We start from the raw sequence: 17252 nt of genomic DNA, 5'->3' as shown, positions 1-17252 counted from the left end.
TTCTCCGGCTCATTATGATCGGGCAAATCATTGGTAAGCAGAAGGGTATTAAATATTCCGATAAAAAGAGAGGGGAATAACTGATGCAAAAAAAAGGATGTAAATTGTTCGCGGCAGCAGCGGCAGTCTTGTTGTTGGCCGGTGCACTGACCGGATGCGGCAGTTCGTCATCGAATGAGATTAAAATTGGGGTATTGGACGAGTTGACCGGCGGCAATGCTACGATGGGAACTTCCGCGGCCAATGGGGCTAAGATGGCTATAAAAGAAGCGAATGCCAAAGGCGGCGTGTTAGGAAAGCAGATTCAGACAGTTGTTGCCGATAATAAAAGCGAACCTTCCGAGTCGGCTAACGCCATGACCAAACTGACGACCCAGGATAAAGTGGTAGCGGTAACCGGCGTGTTTTCCAGCTCGAACGCTATTGCCGCCTCCAGTGTGGCAGAATCCAGCCAGGTACCTTTTCTGGCGGTTGGGGCGACCAACCCGAAAGTAACGGTGGATGCCGAGTCCGGTAAAGTGAAAGACTATACTTTCCGTGTTTGCTTCATTGACCCGTTCCAGGGGACAGTTGGCGCCAACTTTGTGCTGAATACCTTAAAGCTGCAAAAGGCGGCCATTCTGGTTGACAGCAGCAGTGACTACAGCAAGGGCCTGTCCGCTTTCTTTAAAGATGCCTTTACCAAGGGTGGCGGCAGTATCTTGGCCGAAGAAGCCTATTTACAGAAAGACCAGGATTTTAAGACCATTCTGACTAAAATAAAAGCATTAAATCCCGAAATCATTTATGTTCCCGGTTATTATGAAGAAGTGGGCAAGATTGTCAAACAGGCTCGTGAACTTGGCATGAATATACCGATTGTCGGCGGCGACGGCTGGGATTCTCCTAAGCTAGTGGAAGTGGCAACAGCGCCGGCGCTCAATAACACCTATTTTACCAACCATTATTCGGTGGAAGACACCAGTCCGGTTTCGCAAGCTTTTGTTGAAGCCTATAAAAAAGAATACGGCCAGGCTCCTGATGCTATGGCAGTTCTTGGCTATGACGCAGCCAATGTTCTAATTGATGCCATCAGCCGCGCGAATAGCGAAGAACCTGCCAAAATCCGTGAAGCCCTGGCGGCTACCAAGGACTACCCGGCAATAACGGGGTCAACAACCTTCAATGCGACTCATGATGCAGTGAAAAGTGCTGTTATTATTGAAATGAAAGATGGCAAGCAAACCTATCGGGCTACTGTTAAGCCTTAATTAAGATTGTGAATAGGAAACCACCTGCCGGAATGAACCGGACAGGTGGTTTTTTACTATCTTCTATAGGTGACTGCTTTTAGAACGGAGGCTGTGAAGCCTTTCACGGGCCAGTCTAGTGGTATTGTAGACAATTTTATGGGCTATTTCCGGGTATGAGTGAAAGAAGCGCTGGAAGGCCATACCGGACAATACCAGAATCTCGGCCGGACTGGTGACGATAATGTCTTCGGTGTGCTTAGTATGTTCTGTTAAGCCATTGGCACCAAAATGCTGACCCGGTCGGGCATACTCCTTAGCAGGGCGCTGGAGGGTCAAGGATTTTAACTTGCCGGATAGCAGTAGATTGTGGGAGTAGCTGACATCGCCTTGCGGTGTAATTAACTCACCGGTTTCGCAGTGAATATAGCTGCTGCAGGAATGGAGGAAGGTTTTTGCCTCTTCTTCTGAAAGCCCTTTTAAAAGGGTAAAGGTTTCAGTGGGAGAATTCGGCAAATGAGCACATATGATGGACCAAAGCTCTTCTTCTGTAATTAACTGACTGTTAATGATGGTGCCAGGTTTGACATATTTCTCATGGAACCATTCTACCGACGCTATATTTAAGTTGCTTTTTTTACGCGCCATTCTAAAAAGCGGTGAGCGGACAGCTTTAAAGTGTTGGACATCATCGGCTAACATTACTATTGGCGATAATAATCCATAACCGGGGTCAGTAAAGTTACTTTTATAACGCCGGAAGCCCATTTGTTCGTAAAGACGTAACAAATGGAAATTGCATGCACCAAACCCGTATTGTACTTGGTTGAGTGAGCAAATTTCGTAGCATTTAGCTATAAGAAGATAGAGTGCAGGAGTGCTTCGATAAGCGGGGGCGACCATTAATTTGGTAAGAAGTGCAAATTGATGTTCGCCTACTGGGGAGCAGTCATTAGGAAATTCATCTAATGCTAAACAATTTATTAGATTATCTGAGAAGTTTATTAGTTTTCCAATATTGATTCGGGCTGTTCCAATCATTGTTGAATTGGATGTTGCATAGAGAAGTATAGCTTGATCATCTAGGTCGTCATAAAGAAGTTTATTATTATAATCTATGTCTTTTGGATTTTTGGACATTTCCTCTACATAAGTTTGAAAACGAAAATGATAGATTGATTCTTTTTCCTCGGATGAATTGGCAATACCTATTTGTATTGTGTTCATTACTTCCGATGTTTTTTGGATCTTTTGTTCTAAACTCATACGTTCCTCTCCTTTGTAAATGTTATAATAATGCAAAGTTAAGTAACCTCACACAATCATAAACATCACCTCCCTAATTAGGGATACGGAGAGAAAGGGTATAAATCCTCGAAAATTATGTAAAAATAGGAAGAAATTTGTAGAATGTTTTTTAGGCATAAAAAATCCTTTTCCACATAATGTCGAAAAGGATTAAATCTAAATCAATTATGTATTGTGAAAAAAATAGATATTGTAGTACCGCTACCATCAGTATCGATTTTAATATTTGCATTATGCCTGTGAGCAATCTGGTAGCAGATCGGTAATCCTAACCCTGTTCCAGAATCTTTCGTTGTGATAAATGGAGTTCCGATATTTTCTAATACATGGTCAGGAATTCCAGAACCTTGATCACTGACAGAAAGGATAACCTTGTCATCTTTGTATTGTGTTTGAATGATCAATTGACCACCTCTTGGCATGGCCTCAATACTGTTTCGAATCAGGTTTAACAATAATTGCCGAATCTCGTTTTCATCTACTAGTATGTTAGGTATAGGATTGAGGTTTAGTATAGCGTTAACCTTACTTGAGATCGCGTCAGCCTGTATAAGCGGAAAAAGTGCTTCGATAATCAGATTTAATGAATACTGTTTTAAATTGACCAGTTTTTCTTTGCATAAGGATAAATATTCTTTAATGATAGAGTTTGCCCGATCTATTTCTTCTGTCATTAATATAAATTTTTCTTTATCGGCCTGGTATTTTTCTTTTCTTCCAAGAACTTGCAAATACCCACGGACAGTGGTCAGGGGATTTCTGATTTCATGGGCAACAGTTGCAGCCATACTCCCAACCATATTCATGCGATCAAATGTTGATGACATTTTTTCTAATTCTTTTCTTAGACTGATGTCACGAATAATTCCCTGTAGAGCAATAAGTTGTCCTTTCTTATCATAGATAGGTACACATTTTCCTTCAATCCAGAGAGTGGTTCCGTTTTTATGAATTAAGCGTAAGGTAAGCGGCACAGAAATAGAATCTGGGAAGTCGCTAATATATGCTTGAAATATTGCATAATCATCGGGATGTATTAAATCATGGATGATATTACTGTTTGCATAATATTGCTCGGGTGTATAGCCGGTTGTCATAACAGAAGGGCTTACATATTCAATTTTAGGTTCCGGGGATAGTTGATAAGAATAGATAATATCAATGGCTTGTTCTGCTAATAAGCGGTATTGAGTTTCTTTTTTTATAAGATCACTTCTATTTTTTTCAAAATAGACAAGTAATGTTCCCATTGCGATAATGAGTCGTAATATTCCTCCGGATAAGTAACCCCAAGGAGAAATCCATGATATGTTTATGGCTAGAGGCATACCGAAATTCAAGAGGCTCCATAAAATATAAGCATAACCAATAATATAATGTCCAATACCTTGTAAATTTAATTGACGTATATAAGTTATACCAATCCATATTCCAATAAAGCAGCAAATATATATAGGAAATAATAACTTGAGCATTAAAGAACTAGATATTAAACTAATGCTGACGCTCACAATAGATGTTATAGTGAAGCCATAAATCCATACAGGCTTTAAAGGTTTGTCCAAAAAATTATATGTTCCCCAAACGAACATTATAACACTGAGCAGAATTAACATTTGATAAGCAATAATGCCATATGAGTAGTCTTTCCAAGGTAATAATCCGGAGTCGAATAATATATATCTTGAAAGAAGGACAATCCAGCTTGCTGCCCAGATACCCATGTAACGTTCGTGGTACAATATATATAAATAAATATAAATCAGTACGATGGAAGTGGTTCCAATCAAAGAGCCAATTGCCGATAACTGTACATTATCCATGATTTCTCCTACTCCTAATTAATGGCAAACATTTTACATATTCTACAAAAACAACGTAACTCCTTTTATTGTATTTTATGGTGCATTTTTGCAATAATTAGTCTTATTATGGTAAGTCAGGCCTTGGCGTTTTATCCTCTATATAAAATGTACGGATTAATCAAAGCATGCAAGATTGCCGCTGCAGTGGGTCATACTAGAAACGGGTCCTGTGGGTCTGTGTACTGACAGGAATATCTTAACGAGTATCTCATCTGCGTTATAGTTATTGTTGATTTTTGTGGATATTTTTATAATGCAAGGTGAAAGAGCCGTGCAGATCGAGAATCTGTAAGGTGACGACAACGAAGCAGTGGAAAATGACCGCAAAAATAGCAGAGTTTTTAGTGCAGGGAGGTACCAGAGGCAGGAGCGGTTTATGCGGCGGGCCTATATAGCAAAGTTATTAATGATTGGGCTGGTACTTGCGTTTCTTATAGCGGGTACTGGCTACGGATATTTTTATTATCAGGAAAAACCGGAGCCTTCTTTACAATTATCTTCTTTTCCGGCTGTTCAGAAGCAGACCAGGCTATTGGTCATTGCGCCCCATTGTGATGATGAGACACTGGGCTGTGCCGGTTTAATTCAGGCTGTACTGCAGGCCGGCGGTGCGGTCCAGGTGGTGGTGGTCACCAACGGTGATGGCTTTACGTTTGCCGTGGAAAGGCAGTTTCACCGGTTGTTCCTCAAGGCCGATGACTATGTTGAGTCCGGCTATGTCCGGCAGAAAGAAACAGTACACGCATTAGCTTACCTGGGGCTGCAGCCGGAACAGATCACTTTTTTTGGTTATCCCGACAGAGGCTTGAATGCCCTGTGGCTGGATTATTGGGATAGCAACCGGCCATATCATTCCCGCTATACCGATACGGAGTACACTCCGTATGACAATAGCTATCAGCAAAAGGTGGCCTATGCCGGTGAAAATGTACTGTCTGGCCTGGAACAACTGATGCGTTCTTTTAAACCTACGTTAATTATGGCACCACATCCCGCTGACGAACATGCCGATCACGCTGCGGTTTGGGCGTTTGCGGCCACAGCCTTTATGCATTTACAAGGCAGCGGGGAGCTTTCGTCAGCCGCCAGACTGGACACTTATCTGGTTCACCGGGGTGATTTTCCTATTCCCCACGGCTATCGTCCGGGGGCAGCCTTGTTGCCACCACGGCCACTTTATGAAAATCGGGAAACAGAATGGCAAGTGCAGGCTTTGTCGACACAAGCGATGACGGTTAAGGAACAGGCGGTCAAGGCGTATACAAGCCAGCTTCAGGTGCCGGTTATGTCGAGCTTGCTTTTGAGTTTTATCCGTTCTAATGAATTGTTTGGCCGCAGCAGCATACCGGAAATCAATAGTGAGCCGGTACTGGATGCCACCAGTTTGAATACCTGGCTTAACAAGCCGTCCTTTTTAATTGCTTCCCGCGGTGTTAATTGGCTTGGCGCGATCGAAGGCAGAGCAAAAATAGCCGCCGTCGGTGGCTTGGTGCAGGGAAACCGCCTTTGGCTACGGTTTCATATTCCCGATTATTCGGAAAGGCAGCATACTTATCAGGTTTCGCTTATTACGTTCGGACGGGAGCGACAGGGAGTATGGCGGCAGCGTAAGGCGTTTAGTTTCAGCACAGCCGAATCTGATTTGGCAGAGGGCGATATCCTGCGTTTTCCCAATGATGTGGTAGTTCGCTTAACCTATACTGACCGGCAGCCGTTGCCTGACTTCTTCCTGCTGCAGGTTATTACCCGGGACATTCTGGGGCTGATGATTGACCATACCGTATGGCAGCCGGTCAGAGTTTCTTTATAATATGGGGAATCTCTAATTGCCTTCCGGCAGGACAATGCGGTGAGAAATAGGTGACGACAGTACAATGGAAGTGTTAACGGTGCCTAGGGCAATCAGGCGGTCGACCAATTGCTGCAGGCTGTTCATGTTAGCTACGGCCGCCTTGATGAAATAACTGACGGTGCCGGTTACCCGGTGGCATTCCAGGATGTAGGGCTGGTCTTCAATGAATTTCTCAAATTCGTGGGGATTCATGCGGAGCTGGCTGACCTGAATAAACAAAAGAATGGTACGCCCTACGGCAGCCGGAGTAACCCGGGCGGTAAAGCCGGCGATGACGCCCTGTTCCTGCAGGCGGTGCAGCCGCTCTGAGACGCTGGGGCGGCTCAAGGCCAGCTCCTGTGACAATTGACTGACCGTCATGCGCCCATCCACCTGCAAAAGTTTCAACAGACGAACATCTAAAACATCCATAAAGACATCCTTTCTAAAATGGATAAAATATTATTTATTTTTATGCAAAGTGATAACCGGAAAGGTTTATTTCTTTCACTTTAGTATGTTAAAACAGACAATATTATTCTATCATGTATTTCATAACTGATAAAGCGGTTTGACTGCGAATAAGGGGACTGAAATAGTGAATCGAGTAATTAATATTATATTGGGTTGTTTGCTTACCGGAATCGGAACCTTGTTGTTAGCCCATGCACATCTGGTCATTGGCGGTACGGCAGGGCTTTCCTTGAGCTTGTCGTACTTGCTGGGAATTCCCTTTTCTCCCGCATTTTTTGTGATTAATATTCCTTTCTATACCTTCGCGGTACTAAGAATGGGCTGGAATTTTACGCTGGCAACCTTTGCTGCTGTTACGCTTCTGTCTGGCATTACCGGAGGACTGGAGCATTGGCTGTTTAACGGTTTTGCCGTAGCTCCCTGGATCGGAGCTACACTGGGCGGCGGGTTGGCTGGTTTAGGGTTGGCAATTTTGTTTGAGAATCGTTCTTCCCTGGGCGGCGCTAATATCCTGGCCTTGTATTTAGAGAAAAAGTTTAATTGGAATCCCGGCTATACCAATTGCGTTTTTGATAGTATTGTGGTGCTGTCCGGTGTTTATGCCGCCGGGCTATTGCGGGGACTGTATTCGGTACTGGCTGTTATTGTGATTTCGTCGGTCATCGGTTATTGCAAAAGCCGCAGTGCCAAACGGGCACAGGTATTAAGTACAGCCGTCGAATCGTAAGACAGTGAATCAAGAGCTAACTTCTGTTCAGACAGGAGTTAGCTCTTTTTATGTCGAAACATCAGTACAAGCGATGATGATACTGTCTAAGGAGGGTTTATGGTAAAGAAACTGGTGTTTATCCTGCTGGCTATGTTGCTGACAGTGCCGATGGCCGAAGCGGCCGGCGGCACGTTTAACTATGAATTGCCGTCACTGTCAGTCAGACTGCGGACAATGCCGCTGGCTCTGTCCATTATGGGGCCGCCTATGGCGACGGAGGAACAGTGTGTGCAATATCTGTTGCGGCGTAATCCGCTGCCCTTGCTGACGGTGTCGCCACGGCAACTGGTGGCCTATTACTATGAAGAAGCGACACGCGAAGGAATCCGGCCGGACGTGGCCTTTGCCCAGGCCTTGCATGAAACCGGCAATTTCCGTTATGGCGGCGATGTGGTGCCGCTCCAGAATAACTATTGCGGCTTGGGGACGACAGGCGGCGGAGTCAAGGGAGCCTGGTTTGAAACAGCGCAAATCGGCGTGCGGGCGCAAATCCAGCATTTAGTTGCCTATACGGCAACTCGCCGGCCGGTTACCGACATTGTGGACCCCCGCTATGAGCTGGTGCGCCGTTCGGCCAATTTTGCCCAGGCGGTAAGCTGGACCGATTTAAATGGTCGCTGGGCCGTACCCGGAACGACTTACGGGCAAAAAATCATGACCATTCATCAGCGTATTCTGGAAGGCGAGTGAATGGCTGGTTGCTTTGACTGGCCCAAGGTTTATTTTTGAATAAACTATATTGATATGATACAATAAGGAAAAAGTTGCTGAAAAACATTTGGTTACCTGAGTTGGAAGAGGAGGCAGGATCATGCATTGTGTACAACAGGTTACACCGCAGATTGTGTGGGTGGGCGGTAATGACCGGAGGCTGGAACGGTTTGAAAACATGTTCCCGTTGCCTAACGGGGTGGTCTATAATTCCTATGTGATTTTGGATGAAAAAACGGCACTGCTGGATACGGTGGACTCGGCCATCAGCGCCTTGTATTTGGAGAATATCGAGCATGTGCTGCAAGGTCGCAATTTGGATTATCTGGTTATCAATCATATGGAGCCGGATCACTGCGCCAATATCGGCGAGCTTACCCGTCGCTATCCTGATGTGAAAATCGTAGGCAACAAAAAAACCTTTCAGTTTATGGAGCAGTTTTATAGCTTTGACAAAAGGGAAAACTATCTGGAGGTCAAGGAAGGCGATACGATCAAGTTGGGCAAGCATACGCTGAGGTTTATTTTTGCACCGATGGTGCATTGGCCAGAGGTTATGTTTACCTATGAGGAAAGTGAAGGCATTTTATTTTCCGCCGACGCGTTTGGCTCGTTCGGTGCGCTGTCCGGCAATATTTTCAGCGACCAGACTGATTTTGACTCGGCCTATTTGGCCGAAAGCCGGCGCTACTATGCCAATATTGTCGGCAAGTATGGCGCCCAGGTACAGGCGGTGCTGAAAAAAGCGGCCGCTTTGGACCTGCGCATGATTTGTCCGCTTCATGGCCCGATCTGGCGTAAAGACTTGCCGTATATACTGGATAAATACGAGCATTGGAGTAAATATGAGCCTGAGAAAAGGGGCGTGGTGCTTGTCTACGCTTCGATGTACGGCAATACGGAAAACGTAATGAATATTATCGCCAACAAGCTGGCGCAAAAAGGCGTCTCTGATATGCGCATGTATGATGTGTCGAAGACCCATCCTTCCTATATTATTGCTGATGTCTGGAAGTACAGCCATCTGGTTATCGGCTCGCCAACCTACAATATGGGGCTATACTACGTGATGGAATCGCTGCTCCATGAAATGGCCGGACTGCAATTGCAAAACCGGAAAGTGGCCGTAGTCAGCAACCATACCTGGGCCAGTATGGCCGGCAAAGTGATGCTTAAAATCATTGAAGACATGAAGAATGTAGAGCTGATCGGCTCGCCCTTTGAAATTAAGTCCTCGCTAAAGGAATCACAGGAAGCGGAACTGGACAAGCTGGTAGAGGACATCTACACATCGGTAATGGAGTAAAGTACTCAATAGAGGCGGGGGGCAACAGCATGTTTTTTGGCTATATATCCAATATCAAACAAGAAATGCCGCTGTATCCGGCGGCACTGCAAACCGGGTTGAACTTTCTCCGGGAAGCCGATCTGGCAAACCTGGCTTTGGGACGTCATGAAATTGAACAAGACCGGATTTATGCGTCCATTGCCGAGTATGAAACTGAACCGAAAGAACAGCGCCGGCCGGAAGCTCATAAAAAATATATAGATATACAATACGTCTGCTCCGGTGAAGAAATGATCGGCGTAGCTCCTCTGAAACAGGCCGGGGAAGTGGCTGAGGATTGTCTGGCAGAACGGGATGTAATCTTTTACCGCCATGTTCCGGGCGAGACAGACCTGACTCTGCTGCCAGGAATGTTTGCCGTTTTCTTTCCCTGGGATGTGCACCGTCCTAACTGTAGCCTTGGTGAGAAGACCGGCCGGGTGCGCAAGGTGGTTGTGAAAATAGCGGTGGATGCCATCTAAGTAATGAAGCTTTCTAAATAATAATCTGTACGGCATATAGGCCGGGTTGTGATACACGTCACAGCCCGGTTTCTTTTTTTGTAGTACAATGAAATCTATTAATTCAGACAATTTGGTGATAACGGGGGATAGGTTATGTACTATGAAGAGATTGCCAAAATTTCAGGGGCTGCTGAGGCGAAAGCAGCTTTATTAAAAGCGGCCAAAGGGCGCTATATCCTTTCGTCGGCCTTAGCCGGTATGTATGTGGGATTTGGGATTTTACTTATTTTTACGATTGGCGGTCTGCTTAGCCAGGCCCAAGCGGCGTCGGTCAAACTGGTTATGGGGCTTTCTTTTGGCATTGCCTTAAGCCTGGTCATCATGGCCGGTTCGGAGCTTTTTACCGGGAACAACCTGGTCATGACAATCGGCCGCCTGGAAAAAAGAGTAACTGCCCGTGAGGTCTGGGGCATTTATCTATTCAGTTTTGCCGGCAATTTGCTGGGATCGGTGGTTTTGGCCGGGTTGTTTGCTTATTCCGGGCTGCTCAGCGGCAGTACCGAGGCTTTTATTGTCAAGACCGCTCAGGCAAAAATGTCGCTGCCCTGGCTGCAACTGTTTATCCGGGGAATTTTGTGCAATGCGCTGGTTTGCCTGGCAATTTGGTGCTCCTTTCGTATGAAAGAGGAGACAGGCAAACTCATTATGGTATTCTGGTGTCTGTTTGCCTTTATTACCAGCGGTTTTGAACATAGCGTGGCTAATATGACCTTGCTGACTGCGGCTCTGTTGGCCCCGGGGGCTGCCGGTGTGTCGATCGGCGGATTTATCTACAATATAGTTTGGGTTACGCTGGGCAATGTGATAGGCGGAGCGTTGGTTATCGGCTATTCCTACTGGTATATTGCCAGAAAAAATTAAAGACAGGGGGAAATGGTTGTGGCGTACAAAGTATCCTTGGCGGCGTTTGATCAATATTTGCAGGAGCTAAAGAAGGAGTATCTGATTTTTGCGCCGGTCTTGTTGGCCGGAAAAGGGACATATACGGATACCGATTCCATACGATATCAGGAGATAAGCAGGTTATCCGAGGTTTGCTTTGAGCGAAAGGCCAGCTTCTCAGCCAAAGAAGTGGTGCTGCCGATTACGCAGACGCTGTTTTATTTTACCGAAGACCATTGGAATGAACCGCAAATCAGCGATAAAAAGATACTGCTGTTTGTGAGAAGCTGTGACATTCACGCAATGAAACGTCTTGATGCCATGTACCTTCAAAATGGTCCGGCCGATCCTTACTACCGGGCCCTGCGGGAAAAGGTGCACTTCTGCCTGATGGAATGCGAGGAGCAAGGCTTTGACAACTGTTTTTGCGTGAGTATGGGAACAAATGCTGCTGCCGGGTATGATCTGTTTGTGCGGCCTGAGGGTGGTAATGTGTATGTAGGCGTGAAAAATCCGGCGCTGGACGGTTTTGCCGGTGCCGAGACGCTGGAGTTGGAGCCGGATTTTGTCATGGAAAACAAGAAGGCAGTGACGTTGCCTGCTGCACTGGATCAGCAGATATTCTCCTCGCCGGTGTGGCAGGAGTACTCGTCCCGATGTATTGGCTGTGGCCGCTGTAATTTTGTCTGTCCGACTTGCAGTTGTTTTTCCATGCAGGATATTTTTTACAAGGAGAACCGCAATGCCGGCGAACGGCGCCGGGTGTGGGCGTCCTGTATGGTTGACGGCTATACCGACATGGCCGGCGGACACGCCTTTCGGAAAACCCAGGGTGAACGTATGCGATTTAGAGTCCTGCATAAGGTATATGATTACAAAAAACGTTTTGGCCAGCCTATGTGCGTGGGCTGTGGCCGTTGTGACGATGCCTGCCCCGAGTATATTTCCTTTGCCCATTGCCTGAATAAGCTAAGCAAGCTTGAGGAGGTGCCGGAATGATGACCAATCCTTATTTGCCCTTCAAGTCGCGGATCATTAAGATCATCCCCCATACCGACATTGACTTTACCTTTCATATGGAATATGCCGGCCCGGTAAAGCCAGGCCAGTTTTTCGAAGTTTCTTTGCCCAAGTATGGGGAGGCTCCTATTTCCGTGAGTGATATTGGCGAGAATTATATTGGGATGACCATCCGACGGGTGGGAGCGGTGACCAATACCATCTATGCATTGCAGGAGGGGGATACGCTGTTTTTGCGCGGTCCTTACGGGAACGGCTTTGCGATAGAGCAATATCAGGGGCGTGAAATAGTCGTTGCCGCCGGTGGAACAGGGCTGGCACCGGTAAAAGCAATTGTGGATTATTTTGCTGCTCACAGTGATGAAACACCGTCGTTTACGTTGCTTGCCGGTTTCAAGTCGCCTAAGGATATCCTGTTTCGCGAGGATTTCAAAAAATGGGAACAGAAGCTCCAGGTGACTTTGACGGTAGATAAGGCGGAGGATGAAACCTATCAGGGACAGACAGGCCTGATTACGCAATATATAAAAGAGATCAAATTTTTAAATAAAGAAGCGGCCCAGGTCATTGTGGTGGGTCCTCCGATTATGATTAAGTTTACTGTAGCTGAGTTTTTGCGGCAGGGAATCAGGGAGGAAAATCTTTGGGTGTCCTATGAACGGAAGATGTGCTGCGGCGTGGGGAAATGTGGCCATTGCAAAATGGATGATACGTATATTTGCCTGGAAGGCCCGGTGTTTAACTATACCAAGGCCAAAACTCTGATCGATTAAGGGAGGGCGGACTAAGCATGGATATTAAAACCAAAGAGCTAAAGAAAAATGCTTTCCGGGTTACGAAAGAACGCTATAAAACTGCCGTGCGCCTCAGAGTGCCGGGCGGACATCTGGATGCTCATTATCTGACTACCATCCGGGAAATTGCCGAAACCTATGGCGATGGTACGGTGCATATTACGACCAGGCAGGGTTTTGAGATTCCGGGCATAGCCATGGAACACATGCCGCAAGTCAATCAGGCCATTCAGGAACTGATTGAGGGCTTGGAGATCAACCAGGATAGTCCCCTGGCCGGTTATCCGGCGGCAGGCACCAGAAATATTGCAGCCTGTATCGGCAGCCGGGTATGTCCGTTCGCCCAATACGATACGACCGCGTTTGCCAAGCGGATTGAACAGGTTGTTTTTCCTAACGATTATCATGTGAAGATTGCCCTTACCGGTTGCCCTAATGACTGTATTAAAGCCAGAATGCATGATTTCGGAATTATCGGCATGAATGAGCCGCAATACGATACGTACCGGTGTATTGGCTGCCAGTCGTGTGTGAAAAATTGCAAGAAACGGTCGGCCGGCGTGCTGACCTTTGAAAACTACAAAGTAGTCAGGGATAAGGAACGATGTATTGGCTGCGGAGAATGCGTCGGTAAATGTCCTTCCGGTGCCTGGGCCCGAAGTGCTGTCAAGCTGTTTCAACTGGTTATTATGGGACGCACCGGCAAACGGGATCCCCGGCTTGCCAGACCATTCATCCGCTGGGTCGATGAAGCCAGCATAATGAAGATTCTTAAAAATACCTATGCTTATATTGATGAATATATCGACAAAGACGCTCCCGGCGGTAAAGAACATGTCGGGTATATTGTAGACCGGACCGGCTATCAGGAATTTAAAAAATGGGCATTAAAGGATGTTGTTTTAAATCCCGAGGCTCAGGTGGCCGAGCATATTCAGTGGTCGTAAATCAACTTAGCAAGCTTTAGAATGAGCAGCCTGGATCGTTGCAACGATCCAGGCTGCTTGTATCTATGCAGTTTTGCGCGAAGTGCAAAAAACGGGCTTGTTTTAAAAGGAATAGCAGAATATTTCCGGTTCAGAACATCTATGTAGCAGAGATAAGAAAAATTTTCTGACTAGTGGCTAAATTCTTAATAAAAAGCGTTGACTTACTTATACGTACAAGTTACAATAAAAACAAGAAACTTATACGTACAAGTTTTAATCAGCAAAGCTTGCAGGCTGAACAGGGTGGGTAGAGTAGGCTTTAGGAAAAAACTACATAGGGGGAATTGGAGTGAGTAAAAATTCCGACGCAAAACAATTGCTGGAACTAATCGGCGGGAAAGAAAATATCGCGGCAGTGACTCATTGTGCGACACGGCTGCGATTTGTCCTGCAAGATCCGCAGCAGGCGGACGTAGATAAGATTGGCAAACTGGCCTCCGTAAAGGGAACCTTTACTCAGGCCGGACAGTTTCAAGTAATTATAGGAAATGATGTCTTGTCTTTTTATAATGAATTTGTAAAAGTTGCCGGTGTCGATGGTGTTAGCAAAGAAGCGGCAAAAAGTGCAGCCAAACATAATATGAATGTGATGCAGCGTCTGCTGGCCAATTTGGCGGAGATTTTTTCGCCGCTTATCCCGGCCCTGGTAGTAGGCGGTTTGATCCTGGGCTTTCGCAATGTCATTGGCGATATAAAGCTGCTGGAGGACGGAACCAAAACCATTGTGGAGCAATCCCAGTTTTGGGCGGGTGTTCATTCCTTCTTATGGCTGATCGGGGAAGCTATTTTTATGTTTTTGCCTGTCGGTATTACCTGGTCTATTTCGAAAAAGATGGGGACAACACAAATACTTGGCATTATCTTAGGTCTTACTTTGGTATCTCCCCAGCTATTGAATGCCTATGCCGTCGTCGGTACTCCGGCTGATAAAATTCCCTTTTGGAATTTTGGTTTTGCCAAGGTACAAATGATCGGTTATCAGGCCCAGGTCATCCCGGCTATTTTAGCAGGCTTTTTATTAGCCATACTGGAAAAGAATGTCCGGCGGGTAGTGCCCGAATATGTATCGATGATCGTGGTTCCCTTTCTGGCACTCGTACCTACCGTTCTGGTGGCTCATACCGTGTTAGGACCGATTGGCTGGGCCATTGGCAAAGCCATCTCCAGCGTAGTATACGCCGGACTCACGTCTTCCTTTGGCTGGCTGTTTGCCGCGATTTTTGGTTTTACCTATGCGCCGCTGGTCATTACCGGACTGCATCATATGACCAACGCCATTGACTTGCAACTCATGGCCCAGTTTGGCGGAACCAATTTATGGCCCATGATCGCCCTGTCCAATATTGCTCAAGGTTCGGCTGTTGTGGGAATGATCTATTTGAACAGACATAATGAAGAGGAAAAGCAGGTATCTATTCCGGCGGCCGTGTCGTGCTATCTGGGCGTAACCGAGCCAGCCATGTTCGGTATCAATTTAAAATATATCTTTCCGTTCCTCTGCGCCATGACCGGTTCGGCTTTTGCCGCCGTGATTTCCGTGGGCTCCGGTGTTATGGCCAATTCCATCGGGGTTGGCGGCTTGCCAGGCATACTATCAATCAAACCCCAGTTTATGTTCATTTTTTCTCTGGCCATGGTAGTCGCAGTGGTTGTACCGTTCCTTTTGACAGTTGCCCTGGGAAAAACCCGGTATTCGGCAAAACTGCAGAATACTGATGGAATAGCGGTAAAGTAGCCGGAATTAAGAGGCGGCTTATCAGTTAGCTAACACGGGAGGGTTCTTAATAACCCTCCTGTTGTAACACTTGCTGAGGTGAGAGGAGTTATGGCAATATGAAAGATTTTAAAAAAAGTATTGTGTACCAAATTTATCCCAAATCCTTCAAGGATTCGAACGGCGACGGTATCGGTGATTTGCCGGGCGTAACGGCGAAACTGGATTATCTGAAGCAATTAGGCGTGGACTATATCTGGCTAAATCCCTTTTATGTATCGCCGCAAAAAGACAACGGCTATGATGTGGCCGATTACTGCGCTATTGATAAGACCTTTGGCACCATGGCTGACTTTGAAGAATTGGTCCGCACGGCGAAGAAGCTGGATATTGAAATTATGCTGGATATGGTGTTTAACCACACTTCTACCGAACACTGCTGGTTTAAACAGGCCCTGGCCGGAGATGAACGTTATAAGAATTACTATATCTTCCTGGAGCCGAAGGAGGGAAACGAGCCGACGAACTGGCAATCTAAATTTGGCGGTTCAGCCTGGCAATATGTAAAAGAGCACAATGCCTATTATCTCCATCTGTTTGACATAACCCAGGCCGATTTGAACTGGAAGAATGAAGCGGTCAGACAAGAAATTTATGAAATTGTTCGTTTTTGGCTGGCAAAGGGCGTCAAAGGCTTCCGGCTCGATGTGATTAATTTGATTTCCAAACCCGATGTGTACCAGGATGACAACGAGGGTGACGGCAGACGTTTTTATGCCGACGGACAGCAGATACATGAATATTTGAAGGAGTTAAACCGGGAGACCTTTGGCCGGTATGAAGATGTCATAACGGTGGGAGAAATGTCCTCCACCTCACTGGATAATTGTATCCGCTACTCCAATCCCGAAGAAAAAGAGCTATCCATGGTTTTTAGTTTCCACCATCTGAAGGTTGATTACAAAGACGGGGAAAAGTGGGCGCTCATGGATTTTGATTTTAAGCAATTAAAACAAATCCTAAATCTGTGGCAGGTTACCATGCAGGAGGAAAACGGCTGGAATGCCCTGTTCTGGTGCAATCATGATCAGCCCCGTATCGTATCCCGGTTTGGCGATGACCGGCTGTATCGCAAAGAGTCGGCCAAGATGCTGGCTACCACTATTCATTTCATGCGGGGTACGCCGTATATTTTTCAGGGCGAGGAAATTGGCATGACCAATCCTTATTTTGACGCTATTGAAATGTACCGGGATGTGGAGTCCGTCAACCGCTATGCCCTGCTTAAGCAAGAGGGCTGGCAGGAGCAGGATATCCTCCGCGTGCTGCAGGCAAAATCAAGGGATAATTCGCGCACGCCCATGCAATGGGATGATAGCGCCCAGGCCGGCTTTACCAGCAACACACCGTGGATTAATGTCAATCAAAACTATACCGAAATCAATGTGAAAAATGATTTACAGGCAAAGGGATCGGTCTTTCACTACTACCGGCAGTTGATCAAATTAAGAAAAGAATACGATATTATTGCCTATGGGGAATATAAGCCTATCCTCGCAGAGCATGATCAGATATTTGCTTATCTGCGGGAATATAAGAATGAAAAACTGCTGGTTATCAATAATTTCTATGGCCGGGAAACGGTGTTCACTTTGCCTGAGGATATAAAGATCAGTCAGTACAAGAGCAACATATTGATAGCCAATTACGGCGATGCCGCCAGGGATTGTAAAAGTGTAGTTTTGCGGCCCTACGAGTCCATAGTCTATCATCTTGTGAAATAATTGGCACGATGTTACAATATTCGTGGTGATT

15 protein-coding genes are annotated in these 17252 nt (G+C 46.1%); 12 read left to right on the top strand and 3 right to left on the bottom strand.

The window, feature by feature from the left end; genetic code table 11:
• Positions 1 to 83: 83 nt before the first annotated feature.
• Entirely contained in the window at positions 84 to 1250 is a 1167-nt protein-coding gene (locus F3H20_RS13775) for an ABC transporter substrate-binding protein (RefSeq protein ID WP_149735489.1), read from the top strand.
• 63 nt (positions 1251 to 1313) lie between these two features.
• Here F3H20_RS13775 and F3H20_RS13770 read toward each other — a convergent pair whose 3' ends face one another.
• The gene (locus F3H20_RS13770) at positions 1314 to 2495 is read right to left on the bottom strand and encodes an N-acyl amino acid synthase FeeM domain-containing protein (protein ID WP_149735488.1); all 1182 of its coding nucleotides are present in this window, start codon (positions 2493 to 2495) and stop codon (positions 1314 to 1316) included.
• Positions 2496 to 2698: 203 nt separating this feature from the next.
• Positions 2699 to 4360 (bottom strand): PAS domain-containing sensor histidine kinase, encoded by a 1662-nt coding sequence (locus tag F3H20_RS13765; RefSeq protein ID WP_149735487.1) that lies wholly within the window; start codon positions 4358 to 4360, stop codon positions 2699 to 2701.
• 418 nt (positions 4361 to 4778) lie between these two features.
• Between F3H20_RS13765 and F3H20_RS13760 the strand changes: the two genes are divergently transcribed.
• Positions 4779 to 6212 (top strand): PIG-L deacetylase family protein, encoded by a 1434-nt coding sequence (locus F3H20_RS13760; protein WP_149735486.1) that lies wholly within the window; start codon positions 4779 to 4781, stop codon positions 6210 to 6212.
• A 12-nt stretch (positions 6213 to 6224) separates the two neighbouring features.
• Here F3H20_RS13760 and F3H20_RS13755 read toward each other — a convergent pair whose 3' ends face one another.
• Entirely contained in the window at positions 6225 to 6665 is a 441-nt protein-coding gene (locus F3H20_RS13755) for an Lrp/AsnC family transcriptional regulator (RefSeq protein WP_149735485.1), read from the bottom strand.
• 166 nt (positions 6666 to 6831) lie between these two features.
• Here F3H20_RS13755 and F3H20_RS13750 point away from each other — a divergent pair, with 166 nt between their 5' ends.
• From F3H20_RS13750 to treC, 10 genes are all read left to right on the top strand, one after another.
• A complete protein-coding gene (locus tag F3H20_RS13750) occupies positions 6832 to 7434 on the top strand; it encodes a YitT family protein (protein WP_188128338.1) in 603 nt (200 codons plus the stop codon).
• A 99-nt stretch (positions 7435 to 7533) separates the two neighbouring features.
• Positions 7534 to 8166 carry a glucosaminidase domain-containing protein gene (locus tag F3H20_RS13745; RefSeq protein WP_149735483.1) on the top strand — a complete coding sequence of 211 codons (633 nt, stop codon included), beginning with the start codon at positions 7534 to 7536 and terminating at the stop codon, positions 8164 to 8166.
• A 121-nt stretch (positions 8167 to 8287) separates the two neighbouring features.
• Complete coding sequence (locus F3H20_RS13740; protein WP_149735482.1) at positions 8288 to 9493, top strand: FprA family A-type flavoprotein; 1206 nt, start codon at positions 8288 to 8290, stop codon at positions 9491 to 9493.
• A 29-nt stretch (positions 9494 to 9522) separates the two neighbouring features.
• Positions 9523 to 9996 (top strand): YhcH/YjgK/YiaL family protein, encoded by a 474-nt coding sequence (locus F3H20_RS13735; RefSeq protein WP_149735481.1) that lies wholly within the window; start codon positions 9523 to 9525, stop codon positions 9994 to 9996.
• Between the two features lie 135 nt (positions 9997 to 10131).
• The gene (locus F3H20_RS13730) at positions 10132 to 10899 is read left to right on the top strand and encodes a formate/nitrite transporter family protein (RefSeq protein ID WP_149735480.1); all 768 of its coding nucleotides are present in this window, start codon (positions 10132 to 10134) and stop codon (positions 10897 to 10899) included.
• Positions 10900 to 10917: 18 nt separating this feature from the next.
• Positions 10918 to 11919 (top strand): anaerobic sulfite reductase subunit AsrA, encoded by a 1002-nt coding sequence (gene asrA / locus F3H20_RS13725; RefSeq protein ID WP_188128337.1) that lies wholly within the window; start codon positions 10918 to 10920, stop codon positions 11917 to 11919.
• Complete coding sequence (asrB, locus tag F3H20_RS13720; RefSeq protein ID WP_223191769.1) at positions 11916 to 12713, top strand: anaerobic sulfite reductase subunit AsrB; 798 nt, start codon at positions 11916 to 11918, stop codon at positions 12711 to 12713. Before asrA ends, asrB begins: the two co-directional genes overlap by 4 nt.
• Before the next feature lie 17 nt (positions 12714 to 12730).
• A complete protein-coding gene (gene asrC / locus F3H20_RS13715) occupies positions 12731 to 13681 on the top strand; it encodes a sulfite reductase subunit C (RefSeq protein WP_149735478.1) in 951 nt (316 codons plus the stop codon).
• A gap of 331 nt (positions 13682 to 14012) precedes the next feature.
• Positions 14013 to 15458, top strand: coding sequence for a PTS system trehalose-specific EIIBC component (gene treP, locus F3H20_RS13710; RefSeq protein ID WP_149735477.1), 1446 nt, complete (start codon positions 14013 to 14015; stop codon positions 15456 to 15458).
• Positions 15459 to 15556: 98 nt separating this feature from the next.
• A complete protein-coding gene (gene treC / locus F3H20_RS13705) occupies positions 15557 to 17221 on the top strand; it encodes an alpha,alpha-phosphotrehalase (RefSeq protein ID WP_149735476.1) in 1665 nt (554 codons plus the stop codon).
• Positions 17222 to 17252: the final 31 nt, after the last annotated feature.

Source organism: Propionispora hippei DSM 15287, from assembly GCF_900141835.1.
GTDB classification, from domain to species: Bacteria; Bacillota; Negativicutes; order Propionisporales; family Propionisporaceae; genus Propionispora; species Propionispora hippei.
This window is presented reverse-complemented; position numbering and strand designations above follow the sequence as displayed.